Raw genomic sequence first — 21913 nt, forward strand, 5'->3', positions numbered from 1 at the left:
CGTCCTCCATACGGCCCAGCCGTGGGAGAACAACAATGAGCAAGTTCCATAGCCTGACCATCAAGGACGTGCGCCCGGAAACCCGCGACGCGGTGTCCATCGCCTTCGACATCCCCGCGGGTCTCAGCGACAGCTTCCGCTTCACCCAGGGTCAGCACCTGGTGGTGCGCACCCAGCTGGACGGCGAGGAAGTGCGCCGCTCCTACTCCATCTGCACTGGCGTCAACGACGGCGAGCTGCGCGTCGCGGTCAAGCGCGTGGCGGGCGGGCGCTTCTCCAGCTGGGCCAACGAACAGCTGAAGGCCGGCCATAGCCTCGACGTGATGCCGCCCTCCGGCCACTTCAACGTGCCGCTGGACCCGGTGCGCCACGGCCACTACCTGGCGGTCGCCGCCGGCAGCGGCATCACGCCGATCCTCTCCATCGTCAAGACCACCCTGGAGACCGAGCCCAACAGCCGCGTCACCCTGCTCTACGGCAACCGCTCCAGCGCCTCGGCACTGTTCCGCGAGCAGCTGGAGGACCTGAAGAACCGCTACCTGCAGCGCCTCAACCTGATCTTCCTGTTCAGCCGCGAGCAGCAGGACGTGGACCTCTACAACGGTCGCATCGACGCCGACAAATGCGGCCAGCTGTTCCAGCGCTGGATCGACGTGCGCGCCCTGGACGCCGCCTTCATCTGCGGCCCCCAGGCGATGACCGAGACCGTGCGCGACCAGCTCCGCGCCAACGGCATGCCGGCCGAGCGCATCCACTTCGAGCTGTTCGCCGCCGCCGGCAGCGAGCACAAGCGCGAAGCCCGCGAGGCTGCCCACGAAACGAACGCTGCGCAAAGCCGGATAACGGTGATCAGCGACGGCCGCGAAGTGAGCTTCGAGCTGGCACGCAACAGCCAGAGCCTGCTCGACGCCGGCAACGCCCAGGGCCTGGAACTCCCCTACTCCTGCAAGGCCGGCGTCTGCTCCACCTGCAAGTGCCGGGTGGTCGAGGGCGAGGTGGAGATGGACAGCAACTTCGCCCTGGAGGACTACGAGGTGGCCGCCGGCTACGTGCTCTCGTGCCAGTCCTATCCCGTCAGCGAACACGTGACCCTGGACTTCGACCAGCTCTGATCCCAACCCCGAACCGTAGGGTGGGCCGGGCGGCGCTCCGTTTCAGCCCACCAGCACGCTACGCGCCCCCATCGGTGAGCTGAAGCCCACCCTACGAGAAGAGATCCACCCGCTTCACCTGCGTGCCGCACCGTCTCTACAACCACAACAAGAGAGAGCAGCCATGACCCCGCAAGACCTCGATCGCATCCGGCAGCACCCGGATTTCATCCAGTTGGTCAAGCGCAAGCAGCGCCTGACCTGGTCCCTCACCGCCGCCATGCTGGCGATCTACTACGGCTTCGTGCTGCTGGTGGCTTTCGCCCCGGGCCTGCTGGGTCGTTCCCTCAGTGGCGGGGTCACCAGCGTCGGCATGCTGGTGGGCGTGGTCATCATCCTCCTGGCCTTCGGCCTCACCGGCATCTACGTGACGCGTACCAATCGCGTGCTCGACCCGCTGAACGACAAGCTCAAGCAGGAGTGCGCACCATGAAGGCCCTCCTCGCCCTCGCCGCCCTGCTGGCCTCCGGCAGCGCCCTGGCCGCCGATGCCGGCGCGCGGCCGCTGAACTGGCCCGCCATCTACATGTTCCTGGCGTTCGTCGTGTTCACCCTCGGCATCACCCGCTGGGCCGCGCTACGCACCCGCTCCACCGCCGATTTCTACACCGCCGGCGGTGGCCTCACCGGCTTCCAGAACGGCCTGGCGATCGCTGGCGACATGATCAGCGCGGCGTCCTTCCTCGGCATCTCCGCGATGATGTTCATGAACGGCTACGACGGCCTGCTCTACGCCCTGGGCGTGCTCGCCGGCTGGCCGATCATCCTCTTCCTGATCGCCGAGCGCCTGCGCAACCTGGGCCGCTTCACCTTCGCCGACGTGGTGTCCTACCGCCTCGACCAGAGCCCGATCCGCATCACCGCCGCCTTCGGCACCCTCACCGTGGCGCTGCTCTACCTGGTGGCGCAGATGGTCGGCGCCGGCAAGCTGATCGAACTGCTGTTCGGCCTCAGCTACTTGCAGGCGGTGCTGCTGGTGGGCGTGCTGATGGTCTGCTACGTCACCTTCGGCGGCATGCTCGCCACCACCTGGGTGCAGATCATCAAGGCGGTGCTGCTGCTCTCGGGCACCAGCTTCATGGCCTTCATGGTGCTGCGCCACTTCGGCTTCAGCACCGAGGCGATGTTCGCCGCCGCGGCCTCGGTGCACGCCAAGGGCGCCGCGATCATGGCGCCGGGCGGGCTGCTGTCGAACCCCGTCGATGCCATCTCCCTCGGGCTCGGCATGATGTTCGGCACCGCCGGCCTGCCGCACATCCTCATGCGCTTCTTCACCGTCAGCGACGCCAAGGAAGCGCGCAAGAGCGTGTTCTACGCCACCGGCTTCATCGGCTATTTCTACCTGCTGCTGATAGTGGTGGGCTTCGGCTCCATCGTCATGGTCGGCACCAACCCGGAATTCCGCGACGCCGCCGGCGCCATCATCGGCGGCGGCAACATGGTCGCCGTGCACCTGTCCCACGCAGTGGGCGGCAGCCTGTTCCTCGGCTTCATCTCAGCCGTCGCCTTCGCCACCATCCTCGCGGTGGTCGCCGGCCTGGCGCTGTCCGGTGCCTCGGCGGTGTCCCACGACCTGTACGCCTGCGTCATCCGCAAGGGCCAGGCCAGCGAGCGCGAGGAGATGCGCGTATCACGCCTCGCCACCCTGGGCATCGGCGTGCTGGCGGTGATCCTCGGCATCCTCTTCGAGTCGCAGAACATCGCCTTCCTTTCCGGCCTGGTGCTGGCCATCGCCGCCTCGGTCAACTTCCCGGTGCTGTTCCTCTCCATGTTCTGGAAGGGCCTGACCACCCGGGGCGCCGTCGCCGGCAGCCTGGCCGGCCTGGCGTCGGCCATCGCCCTGCTGGTGGCCAGCCCGGCGGTGTGGGTCAACGTGCTGCACCACGAGCAAGCGCTGTTCCCCTACGCCAACCCGGCGCTGTTCTCCATGACCCTGGCCTTCTCCAGCGCCTGGCTGTTCTCGGTCACCGACCGTTCCGAACGCGCCACCCGGGAACGCGGCCGCTACCTGGCCCAGTTCATCCGCTCCATGACCGGCATCGGCGCAGCCGCCGCCAGCCGCCACTGACTCCTCGGCCGCCCCCAGCTCCCGAGCGGGGGCGGCCCCACCCCCTCGAACACCGCCTCAAGGAGAACCACCATGAGCAACGTCACCACCCTGCAGAGCCTTATCGCCGGCCGCTGGATCGGCCAGCACGGCGCCCAGACCCTGCGCAGCGCCATCGACGGCAGCGCGCTGTGCCGCACCCATGAAGAGCACCTGGATTTCGCCGAAGCCGTCGAGTTCGGCCGCCGCCGCGGCATCCCCGCACTGATGGCATTGGACTTCCAGCAGCGCGCCGCGCGCCTCAAGGCCCTGGGCCTCTACCTCAACGAGCGCAAGGAGCAGCTCTACGCCCTGTCGCGCCACAGCGGCGCCACCCGCGCCGACAGCTGGATCGACATCGAGGGCGGCAGCGGCACCCTGTTCGCCTATGCCGGCGTCGGCGCCCGTGAGCTGCCTTCCGGCAACGTGGTGCACGAAGGCCCGGCCATGCAACTGGGCAAGCAGGGCCTGTTCGCCGGTAGTCATATCCTGGTGCCGCGCGGCGGCGTCGCCGTGCACATCAACGCCTTCAACTTCCCCATCTGGGGGATGCTGGAGAAGTTCGCGCCTAGCTTCCTCGCCGGCATGCCCTGCATCGTCAAGCCGGCCACCGCCACCAGTTACCTCACCGAGGCCGCCGTGCGCCTGATGCACGAATCCGGCCTGCTCCCCGAGGGCAGCCTGCAGCTGGTGATCGGCGGCACGGGCGATCTGCTCGACCGCCTCCAGGGCCAGGACGTGGTGACCTTCACCGGCTCCGCCGACACCGCCGCCAAACTGCGGGTGAACGCCAACCTGGTGCGCAATTCCATCCCCTTCAACGCCGAGGCGGATTCGCTGAACTGCGCCATCCTCGCCCCGGAAATCACCCCGGACGACCCGGAGTTCGACCTATTCGTCAAGGAAGTGGCCCGGGAGATGACGGTGAAGGCCGGGCAGAAGTGCACCGCCATCCGCCGCGCCATCGTGCCGGCAAAACACATCGACGCCGTGGCCGAGCGCCTGCGCGAACGCCTGGCCAAGGTGGTGATCGGCGACCCGGCCGTGGAAGGCGTGAAGATGGGCGCCCTGGCCTCCCATGCCCAGCAGGCCGACGTCGCCGCGCGGGTGGAAACCCTGCTGGCCGGCAGCGAGCTGCTGTTCGGTGCCCGCGACGGCTTCGCCCCACAAGGTGAAGGCGTGGCCGAAGGGGCCTTCTTCGCCCCCACCCTGCTGCGCGCCCGCGACCCGCACGCCGAAGGCGGCGCCCACGACATCGAGGCGTTCGGCCCGGTGAGCACGCTGATGGCCTATGACGACATCGACGAAGCCATCGCCCTCGCCGCCCGTGGCAAGGGCAGCCTGGTGGCCAGCCTGGTGACCCACGACCCCGCCGTCGCCGCTTACGTGGTACCGCGCGCCGCCGCCCTGCACGGCCGCCTGCACATCCTCGATCGCGAGTCCGCCGCCGAATCCACCGGCCACGGCTCGCCGCTGCCGGTGCTCAAGCACGGCGGCCCCGGCCGCGCCGGCGGTGGCGAGGAACTGGGCGGCCTGCGCGCCGTGAAGCACTACCTGCAACGCGCCGCCGTGCAGGGCTCGCCCACCATGCTCGCCGCCGTCACCGGCGAATACGTGCGCGGCGCCAAGGTGATCGAAACCGAGGTGCACCCGTTCCGCCGCTGGTTCGACGAGCTGCAGATCGGCGAATCCCTGCTCACCCACCGCCGCACCGTCACCGAAGCCGACATCGTCAACTTCGGCTGCCTCTCGGGCGACCACTTCTACATGCACTTCGACGAACTGGCGGCCAAGGAATCCCAGTTCGGCAAGCGCATCGCCCACGGCTACTTCGTGCTCTCCGCCGCCGCCGGCCTGTTCGTGTCCCCGGCCCCCGGCCCGGTGCTGGCCAACTACGGCCTCGACACCCTGCGCTTCGTCAACCCGGTGGGCATCGGCGACACCATCCAGGCGCGCCTGACCTGCAAGCGCAAAATCGACCAGGGCAAGAAGAGCGCCAAGGGCGAGCCCCAGGGCGTGGTGGCCTGGGACGTGGAAGTCACCAACCAGAACGGCGAGCTGGTGGCCAGCTACGACATCCTCACCCTGGTGCTCAAGCGCCCGGCCTGAGCCAGGTATTGCGCAGCACCTCCCCGCAACTCCAGGTAGCCCGGGCTTCAGCCCGGGTTCACCCCTCTGCCCTACACCCAAACGATTCCCACGCAATCTGGCATGCACAGCCAAACGGTTGGCAAGCAGGCACAAGGCTGGCGCGAGGGCGATACGTACCATCGCCCCATGGGCCGATCCGCGTAGAGCCCCCACGCCAACACCAACAACAACGGGAATCCCACGCATGCAAACTCTCACCCGCGTCACGCCGCTGTTCCGGCTGTCCACCCTCGCTTTATTGGTGGCTTGCGCCTCCCAGGCCGGGGCCTACGAGCTCTACGCCGACGAAGACACCCACCTCAATGCCGACCTGGAAGCCGTGTTCGGCGTCTTCCACAGCCAGGAGAACTACGCCACCACCGGCACCAAGTCGAAAGGCTCCTCCAGCTGGCGCGAGGGCTACATCAAGTACGGCATCAGCGGCGACCAGGGCCTGGGCGGCGCGGGTACCGGCTATGGCGCATTCAACCTGCTCAGCTCCGCCACCTGGGGAGATGGCGACGCGGCGGGCTTCACCGACGGTGACGAACGCACCACCAAGATCGAGGACGCCTACCTGGGCTGGCGCTCCGGCACCCTGTTCGAGGCCCTGGGCGAGGACGGCATCGACGTCTCCTTCGGCCGCCAGAACATCTCGGTGGGCGACGGCTTCCTGATCAACGGCGACGCCCTGAACCTGGGCAACGGCCTGGCCGACGGCGAGTTCGACCGGGGCGGCGCCTACTGGCTGGCGGCGCGCAAGGCCTTCGACCAGACCGCCGTGCTGCGCATCGGCGGCAAGGACGGCTGGCGCGGCGACCTGATGTGGCTGAAGTCCGACAACCGTTCCCAGGCCAAGCCCGAGCTGTTCGTCGGCACCCTGGAACACGTGGCCGAGCAAGGCACCGTCGGCCTGACCTGGATCGACATCCGCGACGTCGACGAGGAATACGCCTCCCCCATCCAGCTCGACCGCGACGGCATGAAGACCTACAGCCTGCGCGCCCAGGGCAATGCCGGTGTGGAGAACCTGTTCCTCTCCGGCGAATACGCCTGGCAGGACAAGAAAACCGCCGACAACGAAGACGCCTGGTACCTGGAAGCCGGCTGGACCTTCGCCGATGCGCCCTGGAGCCCCAGCGTCAGCTACCGCTACAGCCGCTTCTCCGAGGCCTTCGACCCGCTGTTCTTCGGCTTCAACCGGGGCTACGGCACCTGGTTCCAGGGCGAGGTGGCGGCCAACTACGCCGGCCCCTTCAACAGCAACACCCGCGTCCACCACGTCGCGCTCAAGGCCACTCCGCTGGAGAACCTGAGCATCGGCGCGCTGTACTTCGACTTCGACACCCTCGACCGCGACCTGGGCAACTTCGACGGCCGCGAGCTGGACCTCTACGCCGAGTGGGCGGTCAACGACAACCTGGTGATCATGCCGGTGGTGGGTGTGTACGAGCCCAGCCGCAGCGCCGACAACGGCGGCACCCAGATCGGCAGCAACGACCGCAACCTCTACACCCAGCTGGTGTTCGCCAGCCACTTCTGAGCCTCCGGCGGCGGGCCTCCCGCCGCCCTTCCCCCGAGCACGCCATGCGTACACCTTCCCTGAGCATCCAGAGCCGGATCACCCTGCTCGCCAGCGCCTGCCTGATCCTGGTAGTGGCGTTGCTGGTGGGGCTTTCGCTGTACCAGACCCGGCTCAGCACCGAACGCGTCAAGGCCTCCAGCGGCCGCATGCTGGCTAGCGCCGCCGAAGCCCACATGCAGGCCCAGGCCCGCGTGCAGGCCCTGCAACTCCAGCGCACCTTCCTGCAGACCTACGAGTACGGCCAGGGCCTGTCGCGCTTCCTCCTCTACCTGCGGGCGCGGGGCGCCAGCGGTGAATTGCCGGCCGCCGAATTGCGCCAGCGCGTCGCCGAGCAGATGCGCACCAGCCTCCTCGCCAAGCCCGACCTGCTCGGGCTTTTCGTCATCTTCGAGCGCGACGCGCTGGACGGCGCCGACAGCCAGTTCGTCGGCCAGGACCAGGCCTTCGGCAACGACGCCGGGCGCTTCTCCCTGTACTGGGTGCAGGGCAAGCCGGGTGAGCTGCAACCGGTGGTGGGCCCGGAGCAGATCCTCACCGACACCTCCCCCGGCCCCAGCGGCAGCCCCTACAACGCCTTCTACACCTGCCCCCGCGACAGCCGCCGCGCCTGTGTGCTGGAGCCCTACTTCGACGAGGCCTCGGGCACCCGCCGGCTGGTCACCAGCATCGCCTTCCCGCTGATCGAGGACGGCAAGCTGATCGCCGTGGTCGGCCTCGACATCAGCCTCGATGCCCTGCAGCAGAGCAGCCTGGACAGCAGCCGCGAGCTGTTCGACGGCGCCGGCCGGGTCAGCATCATCAGCCAGGGCGGCGTGGTCGCCGGGCACAGCGCCGATGCCGCGCAACTGGGCAAGCGCCTCGACCAGGTGCTGCCCAAGGGTGCCGAGCCGCTGCTCGCCACCCTGCGCCAGGGGCAGCCCATCACCCAGGCGGACGCCGAACGCATCCGCGTGCTGGAGCCGCTACCGCCGATCACCGGCGCCGCGCCCTGGGGCGTGCTGGTGGACGTGCCGCAGCAGGTGCTGCTGGCCCCGGCCGAAGCCTTGCAGAAGGAACTCGATGCCGAGCGTCTGGCCAGCTCCGCGCTGGAGTTCAGCCTCGGCAGCGGCGCCGCCCTGCTCGGCGTGCTGCTGATCTGGTTCGCCGCCTTCCGCATCACCCGCCCGCTGCAGAGCCTGACGCGCATGCTGGAAGACATCGCCGAGGGCGAAGGCGACCTCACCCGGCGCCTGGCCGTGCACTCCCGTGATGAACTGGGCAAGCTCGCCGCCGCCTTCAACCGCTTCGTCGAACGCATCCACGCCTCCCTGGGTGAGGTGGCCTCGGCCACGGGACGGGTCAACGAGGTCGCACAACGGGTGCTGGCCGCCTCCAACGCCTCGCTGCGCAACTCGGACGAGCAGGCCCAGCGCACCAACAGCGTCGCCGCCGCGATCAACCAGCTGGGCGCCGCCGCCCAGGAGATCGCCCGCAACGCCGCCGACGCCTCGCACCAGGCCTCCGACGCCCGAGAACTGGCCGAGGAAGGCAAGCAGGTGGTCGGCAAGACCCTCACCGCCATGCACGAGCTGTCCACCAAGATCAGCGCCTCCAGTACCCAGATCGAGACCCTCGCCGGCAAGACGGTCGACATCGGCCAGATCCTCGACGTGATCAAGGGCATCTCCGAGCAGACCAACCTGCTGGCCCTCAACGCCGCCATCGAAGCCGCCCGCGCCGGTGAGGCCGGCCGTGGCTTCGCCGTGGTCGCCGACGAGGTGCGCAACCTCGCCCACCGCACCCAGGAGTCGGCGCAGGAAATCCACAAGATGATCGAAGAGCTGCAGGTCGGCTCCCGCGAGGCGGTCGGCACCATGACCCAGAGCCAGCGCTACAGCCAGCAGAGCGTCGAGATCGCCAACCTGGCCGGCGAACGCCTCTCCAGCGTCACCCAGCGCATCGGCGAGATCGACGGCATGAACCAGTCCGTGGCCACCGCCACCGAGGAACAGACCTCCGTGGTCGAAGCGCTGAACATGGACATCACCGAGATCAACACCCTCAACCAGCAAGGCGTGGAAAACCTCCAGAGCACCCTGCGCGCCTGCTCCGACCTGGAGCAACAGGCCGAACGCCTGCGGCAGCTGGTGGGCAGCTTCCGCCTCTGAGCCGTCGGGTTGCACCCGACCTACAGGGCCTGCTTTCGTGGGAGCGAATTCATTCGCGATGCGGCGTATCCCGGTGGCATCAGCGCATCGGTTTCACGCCGCCCGGCATAACCCCGTAGGGCGGGTGAAACCCGCGTGGCCGGCACTACACTTTCCCCTGCCCGCTGTGCCTGTACGCAAGCCCCTGGCACGGCGGCACAATGGCTGGCACAGGCAGACAACGGGTTGGCAGACAGAGCAATTTCCCTGGCGCAGCCACGAGGCAGACTGGGACTGCAGAAATCTGCCAACGCACCGCGATCCGCCAGACCAATAATTCAGGGAGCCCCCCTAATGCGAATAAACAGGATCCTCGTCCACTCAGCGCTGAGCCTCGGCTTGTCGCTGGCGGGGCTGAACGCCCATGCGGACCTTCCCGCCGACACCATCGGCCAGGTGACCTTGCCCTTCCCGCCCGAACCGCACCGCGCCTACATCGTCGACGTCGAGTTCGAGAACTTCGTCGCCGGCCGCGTGACAGTGGTGGACCCGGAGAAGAAGAAGATGCTCGGCATGGTCAGCACCGGCTTCGCCGCGCCCTCGACCCTGAGCCGTGACGGCAAGCGCCTGTACACCGCCGACCTGTTCTATTCGCGCGGCACCCGTGGCACCCGCACCGACGTGCTGACCGCCTGGGACACCTCCACCCTGTCGCCGTCCTGGGAAGTGCTGATCCCCACCAAGCGCGCCGAGATGCTCACCCAGCGCTATTCCCTGGGCACCAGCAGCGACGACCGCTTCGTCTACGTCTACAACTTCACCCCGTCCACCTCGGTCACCGTGGTCGACACCCAGGCCAAGGCGGTGACCGCCGAGATCGCCATCCCCGGTTGCGTGCTCAACTACCCGGTGGGCAAGCGCGCCTTCGCCTCGCTGTGCGGCGACGGCAAGCTGCAGGTGATCAAGCTCGACGACAACGGCAAGGAAGTGGCGCGCACCCAGACCGCCTTCTTCGACCCCAACGCCGAGAAGCTGGTGGAGCGCGGCATCGCCCTGGGCGACACCTACTACTTCACCACCACCACCGGCACCGTGCGCGGCGTGGACGTTTCCGGCGACAAGCCGAAATTCCTCGAACCCTGGTCGCTGACCACCGAGGCCGAGCGCAAGGCCGGCTGGGCACCGGGTGGCTGGCAGCTGCTGGCCGTGGCGCCCAAGCTCAACCGCCTGTACGTGCTGATGCACGACGCCCACGAGCCGATGAAATGGGAAGACCCGAGCCCCTTCGTCTGGGTCTACGACCTGAAGACCGGCAAGAAGGTCGCCACCCTGGAAGCGCCCAACCCGATCTGGAGCCTGGCCGCCACCAATGACGACAAGCCGTTGCTGCTGGGCACCAACATCACCGGCGGGCTGGAAGTCTTCGACCTGGCCAGCGGCAAGCACACCGGCACCATGGAAAAGATCGCCAAGACGCCGATCCAGATCCTCAGCCACTAGGAGGTCCGCCATGTACAGCGACCCGATCTTCGTCATCGCCAGCGCCCTCGCCGTCGCGGTGATCCTGGCCAGCGCCGCGACCCACAAGTTGCGCGCGCCGGCCCGGTTCCGCGACCAGGTGGAGGCCTACCAGCTGTTGCCGAAGGTGCTGCTCAAGCCCTTCGCCCGACTGCTGCCGCTGCTGGAGGTGGCCCTGGCCTTCGCCCTGCTGGTGCCCGCCAGCCGCAGCCTCGCCGCCCTCGGCGCGGCCCTGCTGCTGGCTGCCTATGCCGGCGCCATCGGCCTGAACCTGTGGCGCGGCCGTCGCGACATCGATTGCGGCTGCTCCGGCCCGGACCAGTCCCAGCCCATCCGCCCGCAGCTGCTGCTGCGCAACGCGGTGCTGGTGGCCCTGGCGCTGGTCGCCACCCTCACCCCCGGCGCCCGTGAACTGGGCGCCTTCGACGGCTTCGTGGTGATCGCCGCGGCCGCCGTCGCCCTGCTCATCTATGCCGCGGCCGATGGCCTGCTGGCCAACAGCCCCCGTCTGCTCAAACTCATTGGAAGGTGAAATATGGAAGGCCTGATCGTTTCCAACATCCTGCTCTGGTGCCTGCTGCTCGCCCTGGCCTTCGCCGTGATGGGCCTGGTGCGCCAGATCGGCGTGCTCCATGCCCGCCTGGCCCCGGCCGGCGCGCTGATGATGGACAAGGGCGTCGCCGTCGGTGACGCCGCACCCAAGGTGACCGCCGCCGACCGCAGCGGCCGTCCGGTGAACTTCGGCTATGCCGGCGAGAAGAGCCAGCTGCTGTTCTTCCTCTCGCCTACCTGCCCCATCTGCAAATCGCTGCTGCCGGCCATCCGCTCCATCGCCAAGGAACAGGCCGACCGCCTGGAGGTGATCTACGTCAGCGATGGCGACATGGATGCCCAGGCCGCGCTGATCCGCGAGTTCAAGCTGGAAGACGCCACCTACGTGGTCGGCCCGGAAGTGGGCATGACCTACCAGATCGGCAAGCTCCCCTACGCCGCGCTGATCGACAAGGCCGGCACCCTGCGCGCCAAGGGCCTGGTCAATTCCCGCGAGCACCTGGACAGCCTGTTCGAGACCGAGCACCTGGGCAGCGCGACCCTGCAGCAGTACCTGCACGCTGGCCATGCCCATGGCCACTCGCACTCCGCACAACAATAAGGAAGGGAGACTTCCATGAAACTGCTCGATCTCCTGTTCGAACGCTCCGCCCGGCACGTTGCCGACACCACCTCGCGGCGCAAGCTGCTGGCCCGCGTCGGCTCGCTGATGGTGGCCGGCGCCGCGCTGCCGGTGCTGCTGCCCATCGACCGCACCGCCAAGGCCCTGGCCGCCGAGGCGCCCCAGGCCGGCGACCCGGGCGACCCCACCAGCTGCGACTACTGGCGCTACTGCTCCATCGACGGCTTTCTGTGCAGTTGCTGCGGCGGCACCGTCACCTCCTGCCCGCCGGGCACCGAGGTGTCCCAGGTGACCTGGATCGGCACCTGCCGCAACCCGGCGGACGGCAAGGACTACATCATTTCCTACAACGACTGCTGCGGTAAGCACAGCTGCGCCCAGTGCGCCTGTACCCGCAACGACAGCGAGGAGCCGGCCTACCGTCCCTTCAACAACAACGACGTGAACTGGTGCCTGGCCGCCAAGTCGCACATCTACCACTGCACCATCTCGGTGATCCGCGGCGTGGCGATATGAACGGAGGGGTTGTCATGCGAGCACTGTTCATCGTCACGCTGGCCTGCGCCATGGCAGCCCCGCCGGCGTTCGCCCGGGCGATCCCCGACCCGCACCAGCGGGCCGCGCCCGGCAACGAGGCCGAGCAGAAGCCCATCTCCCAGGCGGGCTACAGCACCCCGGTGAACTACCAGCTGCAATGCGCCGGCTGCCACCTGGGCGACGGCACCGGTTCCAAGGCCAACGACACGCCCCGGATGAAGGGCTTCGTCGGCAACTTCCTCAAGGTCGAGGGTGGCCGCGAGTTCCTCGTGCGCGTGCCGGGCATGTCCCAGTCCGCGCTCAACGACGCGCAACTGGCCGACCTGCTCAACTGGCTGATGCGCGAGGACGGCATGGCCGGCAAGAGCATGCCCGCCCGCTACGAGCCCTACAGCACCGAGGAAGTCAGCCGCCTGCGCAAGGTCAGCATGCTCAACCTGCCCGGCACCCGCGCCGAGCTGATCGAGAGGATGCGCGAACAGGGCATCCCCATCGAGGACGGCATGGACTACTGAGCGCCCTGCCCCCTTCGAGCCCGCCTTCATGGCGGGCTTTTTATTGGGCTGCGGTGGCCCATTGTGGGAGCCGATGGAGTGCCTGCTCACTCGCAGCAAGGTGCCGGCGGAAGGTCTTTCGCGGCTGAAGCCGCTCCCACAAGGAAAGCCCGCAGCAAGGCCGGACATCGCTGTGTTGGGCCTCGCTGCGCTCGGCGCCAACCTACGACGCCGGGCCAACCGTTGTGTAGGGTGGATGGCGCTCTTTTCATCCACCAAGCGACCTTCCAGCCCGCACGCATGCCACGCCTCGTGGGAGCGAATTCATTCGCGATGGATCATCCGGCCATTCGAAGCCAGTTGCCGGCGGTAGGTCTTTCGCGGCTGAAGCCGCTCCCACAGGGAAAGCCCGCAGCGAGGCCGGATATCGCTGTGTTGGGCCTCGCTGCGCTCAGCGCCAACCTACATGCCCTGCCTGATCGACGGAGCCGACCGTTGTGTAGGGTGGATGGCGCTCTTTCGTCCACCAAGCGACCTTCCAGCCCACACGCATGCCACGCCTCGCGGGAGCGAATTCATTCGCGATGGATCATCCGGCCATTCGAAGCCAGGTGCCGGCTGAGAGTATTTCGCGGCTGAAGCCGCTCCCACAAGGGAAGCCCGCAGCGAGGCCGATGGGCGAATGAATTCGCCCCTACAAGGGTTTGTGCCTCATACCACCAGGCTGAGCCAGGCGGAGGCCAGGAGCAGCAGGGCCATGGCCTGGTTGAAGCGCTTTTGCGCGGCGGCGCTGCGCCATAGGCGGGCGCTGCCGAAGCCGAGCAGTGCCCAGACGCCCATGCAGGGGATGGAGACCAGCAGGAAGGCCAGGGACAGCGTCACCACCCGCGCGGCCTTGTCGGCGCCCTCCCCGACGAATACGCCGACCACCGCCAGGGCCATCATCCACACCTTGGGGTTGACCAGCTGCAGGCCGATGGCGCCGCCCAGGCCCAGGCGCGTGCCGGGCTCGGCGGGGTCGTCCAGCGAACGCGCCTCGCTGCACAAGATCTGCCAGGCCAGCCAGCTCAGCCAGGCGATGCCGGCCCAGGCCATGGCCCGTTGCAGCATGGGGTGGCGGGCCAGCACCTCGCCCAGGCCCAGCCCCACCAGCAGCACGATGGCCGCTGCGGCGCAGCAGGCGCCGAGGACGATGGGCAGCGCCGCGCCCAGGCCGAAGCGCGAGGCATTGCTGAGCACCAGGATATTGGTGGGCCCGGGGGTGATGGAGGCGACGAAGGCAAACAGCAGGAAAGGCAGCAGCTGTTCCATGGTCAGCCCCCGCAACGAGGGTGAAGCGAGAGGGAACGGGGCATCGGCAAGGGCTCCTGTGAAGACGAGCCCCATGTTCGCCGCCGCGCCCGGCTCAGTCTGGAAGCTTTGAGCAGCGCTTGCGGTAGTCCGCCGGGGTCAGCCGGTAGGCGCGGCGGAACCAGCGCCCGAGGTGGCTCTGGTCGGCGAAGCCGAGGGCGCTGGCGACCTGCGCCGGCGTGTCGCCCCGGGCCAGCAGGGTGCGAGCGCGGGCCAGGCGCAACTGGATCAGGTAGGCGTGGGGCGCCAGGCCGAAGGCGGCCTTGAAGGCACGGGTGAGGCGGAAGCGGTCGACGCCGGTGGCGCGGGCCAGGTCGTCCAGGCCGATCTCCTCGTCCAGGTGCGCGTGCAGGTAATCCCGCGCGCGCAGCGCCACCTGGGGCAGACGTGGGTCCTGTTGCTGGCGCAGGCGCCAGTGCAGGTGCCCGGTCATCTTCGCCAGCAGGTGGTCGATGGCGGCCTGGCGCAGCATGCGCACCTCGTTGCCATGCAGGGCGTGGAAGGCCTGCAGGGTGGCATGGGCCAGCGTCGGGTCGTGGGCCAGGGTGTCGGCGAAGCTCGGCTGGCAGCCGGCCGGCGCGTCCTCGAACAGCGCGTGCATCTCGCGCACCACCCACTGCGGGTCGAGGTAGAGCATGGAATAGGTGAAACCGTCTGCGGTGGGCGCGTGGCCGTCGTGGATCTCGCCCGGCTCCAGCAGGAACACCTGCCCCGGTGTGCTGACGTTGCGCCGGCGCCGGCAGTTGAACTGCTGCACGCCCTGCTCGGTGACGCCCACCAGGTAGCTGTCGTGCCAATGGGGGTCGTAGGCGTGGCCCTGGAAATGGGCGCGGATGGTCTCGATGCCCGTGTCACCGTCCTGCGCGAGATCGATCCAGTTGCGGTTTTCCACGGGGCTCTCCAAAGGCCAGGGTGCAAGCCTGCACCGGGCGTGGGTGAAAGGCCATTATCCGTCGTCGGAAAAGCGCGTCTGGAAGATTTGTGCAGAAACGGCCCCTGGCGGGGCCGCCCGTGGATCAGGACTTCTGGCTGTAGCTCTGGATCAGGTTGGCATAGGCCGGCAGGTGGCCGCCGAGGATGCCGCCGAAGCCTTCGATGTCATTGCGCCAGTCACGGTGCAGCTCGCAGCCGACGCTGAACCAGTTCATCAGCTGGGCGCCGGCCTGGCTCATGCGGTCGAGGGCAGCGTCGCGCACCACCGGGTTGAAGGTGCCGGAGGCGTCGGTGACGACGAACACCTCGAAGCCCTCCTCCAGCGCCGACAGGGTGGGGAACGCCACGCAGACGTCGGTCACCACGCCGGCGATGATCAGTTGCTTGCGGCCGGTGGCCTTCACCGCGTCGACGAAGTCGGCGTTGTCCCAGGCGTTGATCTGGCCAGGGCGCGGGATGTAGGGCGCGTCCGGGAACAGGGCCTTGAGCTCCGGCACGATGGGGCCGTTGGGGCCGTTCTCGAAGCTGGTGGTGAGGATGGTCGGCAGGTTGAAGAACTTGGCGATGTCGGCCAGGGCCAGCACGTTGTTCTTGAACTCGTCGGGGGTGAAGTCGCGCACCAGCGACAGCAGGCCGGCCTGGTGGTCGACCAGCAGAACGACGGCGTTGTCCTTGTCGAGGCGGTTATAGCGGTAAGCCATGGCATTGCTCCTTGCTTCGGTTGGGCGCCGGCCTGGTGGGCCGGCGGAAGGGATTCGGGGTGGTCAGAAGGCGAAACAGGAGCAGCCGAAGGCGCCCCAGAAGCCCTGGAAGTCGCTCACCGGCACGCTGGAAAGGCGCGCCCGCTCATGGCTGTGGGCATGCACGCCGCACGGGCCGACGCACTGGTGCACCTGGGCCACCAGCGGCGCGCTGGGGCGCCAGTGGCCGGGCACCTTGGCCACCGGCGACCAGTCCGGCAGCACCGGCACGGTCGGCGGCGCGAGGTCGTCGAACTCGGCGGCGGCGTGCACCACCTTGCCGTCCACCACCGTGAGCACGGATTCGATCCACTTGATGGCCTCTTCCTCGACGCTGAAGAAGTCCGCCGAGAGCGCCACCAGGTCGGCCAGCTGGCCCACCTTGATCTGGCCCTTCTTGCCCTGCTCCGAGGAGAACCAGGCGCTGCCGTGGGTGAACAGCTCCAGCGCGGTGGCGCGGCTCAGGCCCTGGGGGTACAGCTCCAGGCCGCCGACGGTGCGGCCGCTGACCAGCCAGTAGAGCGAGGTCCAGGGGTTGTAGCTGGACACGCGGGTGGCGTCGGTGCCGGCGCCCACCGGCACGCCCTCGGCGAGCATGCGCTGAATCGGCGGGGTCTTCTCGGCGGCCTTGGAGCCGTAGCGCTCGACGAAGTACTCGCCCTGGAAGGCCATGCGGTCCTGGATGGCGATGCCGCCGCCCAAGGCCCGCACGCGCTCGATGTTCTTCGGCGTGATGGTCTCGGCGTGGTCGAAGAACCAGGGCAGGCCGTTGAAGGGGATGTCGCGGTTGACCTTCTCGAACACATCGAGCATGCGCGAGATGGATTCGTCATAGGTGGCGTGCAGGCGGAAGGGCCAGCGCTGCTCCACCAGATGGCGCACCACCGGCTCCAGCTCCTGCTCCATGGTCTGCGGCAGGTCCGGGCGCGGTTCGAGGAAGTCCTCGAAGTCAGCGGCGGAGAACACCAGCATCTCGCCGGCACCGTTGTGGCGGAGGAAGTCGTTGCCCTGGCCGTATTTCACCGAACCGGTCCAGCGCTTGAAGTCTTCCAGCTCTTCCTTGGGTTTCTGGGTGAACAGGTTGTAGGCGATGCGCACGGTGAGCTGGTCGGCCTTGGCCAGCTGCTCGATCACCTGGTAGTCCTCGGGGTAGTTCTGATAGCCGCCGCCGGCGTCGATGGCGCTGGTGATGCCCAGGCGGTTGAGCTCGCGCATGAACTGGCGGGTGGAGTTGACCTGGTAGTCCAGCGGCAGCTTCGGCCCCTTGCTCAGGGTCGAGTAGAGGATCATCGCGTTGGGGCGGGCCACCAGCATGCCGGTGGGCTCGCCACGGCTGTCGCGGACGATCTCGCCGCCCGGCGGGTTGGGCGTGTCCTTGGTGTAGCCGACCACCTTGAGCGCGGCGCGGTTGAGCAGCGCGCGGTCGTAGAGGTGGAGCACGAACACCGGGGTGTCCGGCGCGGCCTTGTTCAGCTCCTCGATGGTCGGCATGCGCTTCTCGGCGAACTGGAATTCGTTCCAGCCGCCGACCACGCGCACCCATTGCGGCGTGGGCGTGCGGTCGGCCTGCTCCTTGAGCATGCGCAGGGCATCGGCCAGGGACGGCACGCCCTCCCAGCGCAGCTCCAGGTTGTAGTTGAGGCCGCCACGGATGAGGTGCAGGTGCGAGTCGTTGAGGCCGGGGATGACGCTGCGCTTCTTCAGGTCGACGACGCGGGTGGCGTCGCCGCGCAGGGCCATGGCCTCGGCGTCGCTGCCGACGGCGATGAAGCGGCCGTCCTTGATGGCTACGGCGGTGGCGCTGGGGTTGTCACGGTCCACCGTGTGCAGGCGGCCGTTGAAGAGGATGAGGTCGGCTTTCATGTCGGTTCCCGAAGTGGCGGCGAAAGAGGCGCCGGGCATGCCGGCGAAAGGCAGGGCGGACCAGAGCGCGCCCGCTGCGCCCAGCAGGGAGCTGTTGGCGAGGAAGCGGCGGCGGCCCTGGTTGGTGTCGTCGTTGTCCATGGGGTTCTCCGGTCAGCGGGCGTTGAGCCAGCCGGCGAACAGCCGGGTGGCGCGGGGCATGAAGAGGTACACCACCAGCAGCACGATGCTGGCGGTGATCACCAGGTTGCTGCCCAGGTAGCTGCCCAGCCAGGGCAGGCGGGCGAAGGCCGGCTGCCACAGCAGCGGCACCAGCAGGCTCAGCGGCAGGATCACCAGGAAGGTGACGCAGGCCTGCTTCCAGCGCGGCGGCTGGGGCGCATCCGGTGCCTGCGGGGTGAACCAGAACTCGCGCTCGTCCTGCACCTCGATGCGGTCGCCGTCGGCCAGCAGCGGCTCGGCTTCGGCGATCAGGGCGCGGCGCTCGCCGGAGTCGAGCCAGTCCTGCAACTGCCCGGTGCTGGCGAAGCGCAACACGCAGGTGAACAGCGCCAGGCCGGCTTCGTGGCCGCGCATCACGTCGATGCCGAGGTGGCCGGGATAACCCCGTGCGATGGTGATGATGCGGCGCAGCCAGGCTTCGTAAGCGGCCTCGCTGCCCGCGCGGATACGGTGGCGTACCAGCAGGGTGACGACTTCCCGCGTGAGTTCATCGGGCATGTCCAGCTCCTGTCCAGGGGTTGAGCGCCGGCGGCCGGCGCCGGGAAATTCAGCGTAGCAGCGCCGTTGCGCCGTACCCGCCGAAACGCGGCACGGGCCCTGTGAATGAGCCGGCGACGGCGAGCCATTGCGGGTGCCAACAGCGAGTCCCGCAGCGTTGATCGACGACCATGGTGCCGCGCCGGGCCAGGGGTTACTTGTATGCATGTGCTGGCTTGGCGCCGATGTGCGCTGGTGATGACCAAAGCGTCTATTCCGGCACCTCCAGGGGCTTTCGAACGGCGCGTGCTGGGCCAGAATGCACCGCCGTGATCGCCCCTCTTGCGCCGGGCGCGTGCCAGCGAGATGCTTGCGCGCCCCCGACACCGCCACCGCCCCGAGGCCCCCGCGAATGCCCGACCTGCTGCAGAACTACCCGCTGATCTTCGGCGTCGCCCTGGTGCTCCTCGACCTGGTCCTCTGGCGCCTGCTGCCGGCCAATCCGCCGGCCTGGCGGGTGCTGGCACGCCTGGGGCTGTTCCTCGCCTACAGTGCGCTGATCATCGGTGCCGGGCTCAGCCCGCTGCTGCCACCGCCCGGTGCCGACACCGCCCAGGCGCTCACTGCCACGGTGCTGGAGATCGTCTGGTGGCTGTACTGCGCACGCACCCTCACCGTGGTGCTGGGCCTGCTGCTGATCTCGCGCAACGGCCACACCGGGCGCCTGCTGCAGGACGTGATGGGCGCGGTGATCTTCCTCGTCGCCATAGTCGCCGCCGCCGGCTATGTGATGCAGCTGCCGGTCAAGGGCCTGCTGGCCACCTCCGGCGCCATGGCGATCATCGTCGGCCTGGCGTTGCAGAGCACCCTGGCGGACGTGTTCTCCGGGATCATCCTCAACACCACCAAGCCCTACCAGCTGGATGACTGGATCTCCATCGACGGCACCGAGGGCAAGGTCATCGAGATCGACTGGCGCGCCACCCACCTGCTCACCGGCCAGGGCAGCACGGCGGTGATCCCCAACTCGGTGGCGGCCAAGGCGAAGATCCTCAACAGCAGCCGCCCCAACGATGCCCACGGGGTCTCCATCAGCCTGGAGGTGCCCGCCAGCGTGCGCCCGCGCCGGGTGCTGGACGCCCTGGAGAAGACCCTGCAGGGCTGCAGCGCCCTGCTCGCCGCCCCCGCGCCCAAGGTGGCGATCAAGAGCGCCGGCGCCTCGGTCAATGTCTACGAGGCGAGCGGCTTCGTCGGCCCGAAGACCAGCAAGGTGGAGGTGCGCAACCTGATGTTCGACCTCGCCCATCGCCACCTGGAGGCCAGCGGCGTGGTGTGGAAGGCCGATGCCCTGCCCCAGTCCCGCCAGCGCCTGCTGCTGGACGAGGTGAAGATCTTCCGTGCCCTGGGCAACGAGGAGAAGGACCTGATCGCCCAGGCCATGGATGCCCGCGACTACCTGGCCGGCCAGGTGGTGCTGGATGCCGGCGAGGTGGCCGGGCACCTGCTGGTGATCGGCACCGGGGTGATCTCGGCGGCGGTGCCCGACGGCGACGCCTGGGTCGAGGCCGGGCGCATGGGCCCCGGCGAGATCATGGGCGAGGAAGGCATCATCGATGACACGCCCTCCCGGGCCCGCTTCACCGCCCTCACCTCCTGCCGCCTGTACCGCATCGACCGCGACAACATCCGCACCTGCCTGGAGCAGCGCAGCGAAATCCGCACCGCGCTCAACCGCCTGCATGCCTTCCGCGAGCAGGCCAGCCACTCCCTGCTGCTGCAAAAGCCCACCGCCCTGCGCAAGGGTGGCTTCCTGCAGTGGTTGCGCAAGCCGTAGACCGGGCGCTGCACGTAGCCCGTAGGATGGGTAGAGCACAGCGAAACCCATCACGCGGAGTTGCAGGACGCCCCGCAAATCGCAACACGAATACCGGCCACGCGGGTTTCACCCGCCCTACGTTCTGCCGTGGTTGCGCAAGCCGTAGAGCGGATGCCTGGCATTCCCGGGCTGAAGCCCGGGCTACAAGCTGAACCGCGAAATGCCCACGTCGCCCGTAGGATGGGTAGAGCACAGCGAAACCCATCACGCGCAGTTGCAGGACGCCCTGCAAATCGCAACACGAATACCGGCCACGAGGGTTTCACCCGCCCTACGTTCCGCCCCTGTCGGCGCCGCGAATCACCTATGGATTCGCGCCCACCGTGCAAATTGATGGGTTTCGCGTAGCTCTACCCATCCTACGAATTAGCCAAGCTTTTCTACACTCCAGACAGGAACCCTTCCGACTGGAGGAGATGGCCATGCGCATCGGCGTGCCCAGGGAGATCAAGAACCACGAATACCGTGTGGGGCTGACCCCGCAATCGGTCGCGGAGCTGCACCGGCTCGGCCACGAGGTGTGGATCGAGACCCACGCCGGTGCCGGCATCGGCTTCAGCGACGCCGATTACCAGGAGGCCGGCGCGCATATCGCCGCCAGCGCCGACGAGCTCTTCTACACCGCGCAGTTGCTGGTGAAGGTCAAGGAGCCCCTGGCCACGGAACGTTCGCGCCTGCGCTCGGACCAGACGCTGTTCACCTACCTGCACCTGGCCCCCGACCGGCCGCAGACCGAGGAACTGATGGCCTCGGGCGCCACCTGTATCGCCTATGAAACGGTCACCGACCACCTCGGCCGCCTGCCCCTGCTGGCGCCGATGTCCGAAGTGGCCGGGCGCATGTCCATCCAGGCCGGCGCCAGCTGCCTGGAGAAGGCCCGTGGCGGGCGCGGCGTGCTGCTCGGCGGGGTGCCCGGGGTGGCCCCGGGCAAGGTGGTGGTGCTGGGCGCCGGGGTGGTTGGCAGCCATGCGGTGGCCATGGCCGTGGGGATGGGCGCCGACGTTACCGTGCTGGACCGCAGCGTCGATGCCCTGCGCCGCCTGGACACCCTCTACGGCAACCGCATCGTCACCCTCTGCTCCACCCACGCGGCCCTGCGCGAGCAGGTGCTGGGTGCCGACCTGGTGATAGGCGGCGTACTGGTGCCCGGTGCCGCCGCGCCGAAACTGATCACCGCCGAGATGGTGGCGCTGATGGCCGAAGGCGCGGTGCTGGTGGATGTCGCCATCGACCAGGGCGGCTGCGCGGAAACCTCCCACGCCACCACCCACGCGGCGCCCACCTACAAGGTCGACGGCGTGGTGCACTACTGCGTGGCCAACATGCCCGGCGCCGTGGCGCGCACCGCCACCCTGGCACTGAACAACGCCACCCTGCCCTTCGTCATCGCCCTGGCCAACAAGGGCACGTACAAGGCCCTGGCGGACGACGCGCACCTGCGCAACGGCCTCAACGTCGCCCATGGCCGCCTGGCCATTGCCGGCGTCGCCGAAGCCCACAACCTGCCCTGGACGGCGCCGGCGGAGCTGCTGAAGGACCTGGCGAAGCACGCCTAGGCCGCGGACGGGTAGCACCCGGTTGCACCCGTCCGTCCGCGTTGCGCTGTAAATATGACCGAGGGGGATTCACCCGTCACAACCAAAATGACATCA

General features: G+C 68.4%; 18 protein-coding genes. 13 read left to right on the forward strand and 5 right to left on the reverse strand.

Going from position 1 to position 21913, the window contains the following annotated elements; translation table 11 throughout:
* Window positions 1–35 precede the first annotated feature (35 nt).
* The 11 genes from paaE (at window position 36) to ACXI0U_RS10285 (ending at window position 12821) form a co-directional block, all read left to right on the forward strand.
* Complete coding sequence (gene paaE / locus ACXI0U_RS10235) at window positions 36–1112, forward strand: 1,2-phenylacetyl-CoA epoxidase subunit PaaE (RefSeq protein ID WP_479550182.1); 1077 nt, start codon at window positions 36–38, stop codon at window positions 1110–1112.
* 163 nt (window positions 1113–1275) lie between these two features.
* Window positions 1276–1584, forward strand: coding sequence for a DUF485 domain-containing protein (locus ACXI0U_RS10240; RefSeq protein WP_043246341.1), 309 nt, complete (start codon window positions 1276–1278; stop codon window positions 1582–1584).
* A complete protein-coding gene (locus tag ACXI0U_RS10245) occupies window positions 1581–3218 on the forward strand; it encodes a cation acetate symporter (RefSeq protein ID WP_479550183.1) in 1638 nt (545 codons plus the stop codon). The genes ACXI0U_RS10240 and ACXI0U_RS10245 overlap by 4 nt, the downstream gene beginning before the upstream one ends.
* Window positions 3219–3290: 72 nt before the next feature.
* A complete protein-coding gene (gene paaZ, locus ACXI0U_RS10250) occupies window positions 3291–5345 on the forward strand; it encodes a phenylacetic acid degradation bifunctional protein PaaZ (RefSeq protein WP_479550184.1) in 2055 nt (684 codons plus the stop codon).
* Window positions 5346–5571: 226 nt separating this feature from the next.
* A complete protein-coding gene (locus tag ACXI0U_RS10255) occupies window positions 5572–6909 on the forward strand; it encodes an alginate export family protein (RefSeq protein WP_021217245.1) in 1338 nt (445 codons plus the stop codon).
* Window positions 6910–6953: 44 nt separating this feature from the next.
* The gene (locus ACXI0U_RS10260; protein WP_479550185.1) at window positions 6954–9098 is read left to right on the forward strand and encodes a methyl-accepting chemotaxis protein; all 2145 of its coding nucleotides are present in this window, start codon (window positions 6954–6956) and stop codon (window positions 9096–9098) included.
* Between the two features lie 333 nt (window positions 9099–9431).
* Entirely contained in the window at window positions 9432–10577 is a 1146-nt protein-coding gene (locus ACXI0U_RS10265) for an amine dehydrogenase large subunit (RefSeq protein ID WP_031286963.1), read from the forward strand.
* A 10-nt stretch (window positions 10578–10587) separates the two neighbouring features.
* Window positions 10588–11127: a MauE/DoxX family redox-associated membrane protein gene (locus ACXI0U_RS10270; protein WP_021217248.1), complete on the forward strand. Its 540-nt coding sequence runs from the start codon at window positions 10588–10590 to the stop codon at window positions 11125–11127.
* Window positions 11128–11130: 3 nt separating this feature from the next.
* On the forward strand, window positions 11131–11748 hold the full coding sequence (gene mauD, locus ACXI0U_RS10275; protein ID WP_021217249.1) for a methylamine dehydrogenase accessory protein MauD: 618 nt from the start codon (window positions 11131–11133) through the stop codon (window positions 11746–11748).
* A 15-nt stretch (window positions 11749–11763) separates the two neighbouring features.
* Window positions 11764–12285, forward strand: a complete 522-nt coding sequence (locus tag ACXI0U_RS10280) for a methylamine dehydrogenase light chain (RefSeq protein WP_479550186.1) — start codon at window positions 11764–11766, stop codon at window positions 12283–12285.
* Between the two features lie 14 nt (window positions 12286–12299).
* The gene (locus ACXI0U_RS10285) at window positions 12300–12821 is read left to right on the forward strand and encodes a cytochrome c family protein (RefSeq protein WP_271661162.1); all 522 of its coding nucleotides are present in this window, start codon (window positions 12300–12302) and stop codon (window positions 12819–12821) included.
* 690 nt (window positions 12822–13511) lie between these two features.
* Here the strand turns inward: ACXI0U_RS10285 and ACXI0U_RS10290 are convergent.
* The 5 genes from ACXI0U_RS10290 to ACXI0U_RS10310 form a co-directional block, all read right to left on the reverse strand.
* Window positions 13512–14111 (reverse strand): LysE family translocator, encoded by a 600-nt coding sequence (locus tag ACXI0U_RS10290; protein ID WP_479550187.1) that lies wholly within the window; start codon window positions 14109–14111, stop codon window positions 13512–13514.
* A gap of 94 nt (window positions 14112–14205) precedes the next feature.
* The gene (locus tag ACXI0U_RS10295) at window positions 14206–15042 is read right to left on the reverse strand and encodes an AraC family transcriptional regulator (protein ID WP_479550188.1); all 837 of its coding nucleotides are present in this window, start codon (window positions 15040–15042) and stop codon (window positions 14206–14208) included.
* 124 nt (window positions 15043–15166) lie between these two features.
* Window positions 15167–15784, reverse strand: a complete 618-nt coding sequence (gene ycaC, locus ACXI0U_RS10300) for an isochorismate family cysteine hydrolase YcaC (protein ID WP_479550189.1) — start codon at window positions 15782–15784, stop codon at window positions 15167–15169.
* A gap of 63 nt (window positions 15785–15847) precedes the next feature.
* A complete protein-coding gene (locus ACXI0U_RS10305; RefSeq protein WP_263404641.1) occupies window positions 15848–17686 on the reverse strand; it encodes an amidohydrolase in 1839 nt (612 codons plus the stop codon).
* A gap of 153 nt (window positions 17687–17839) precedes the next feature.
* Entirely contained in the window at window positions 17840–18406 is a 567-nt protein-coding gene (locus ACXI0U_RS10310) for an antibiotic biosynthesis monooxygenase (protein WP_479550190.1), read from the reverse strand.
* Window positions 18407–18797: 391 nt separating this feature from the next.
* Between ACXI0U_RS10310 and ACXI0U_RS10315 the strand changes: the two genes are divergently transcribed.
* Entirely contained in the window at window positions 18798–20219 is a 1422-nt protein-coding gene (locus ACXI0U_RS10315) for a mechanosensitive ion channel domain-containing protein (RefSeq protein ID WP_479550191.1), read from the forward strand.
* 464 nt (window positions 20220–20683) lie between these two features.
* Window positions 20684–21817, forward strand: coding sequence for an alanine dehydrogenase (gene ald, locus ACXI0U_RS10320; protein WP_021217258.1), 1134 nt, complete (start codon window positions 20684–20686; stop codon window positions 21815–21817).
* Window positions 21818–21913 lie beyond the last annotated feature (96 nt).

The organism is Pseudomonas sp. C9D1, from assembly GCF_056491235.1.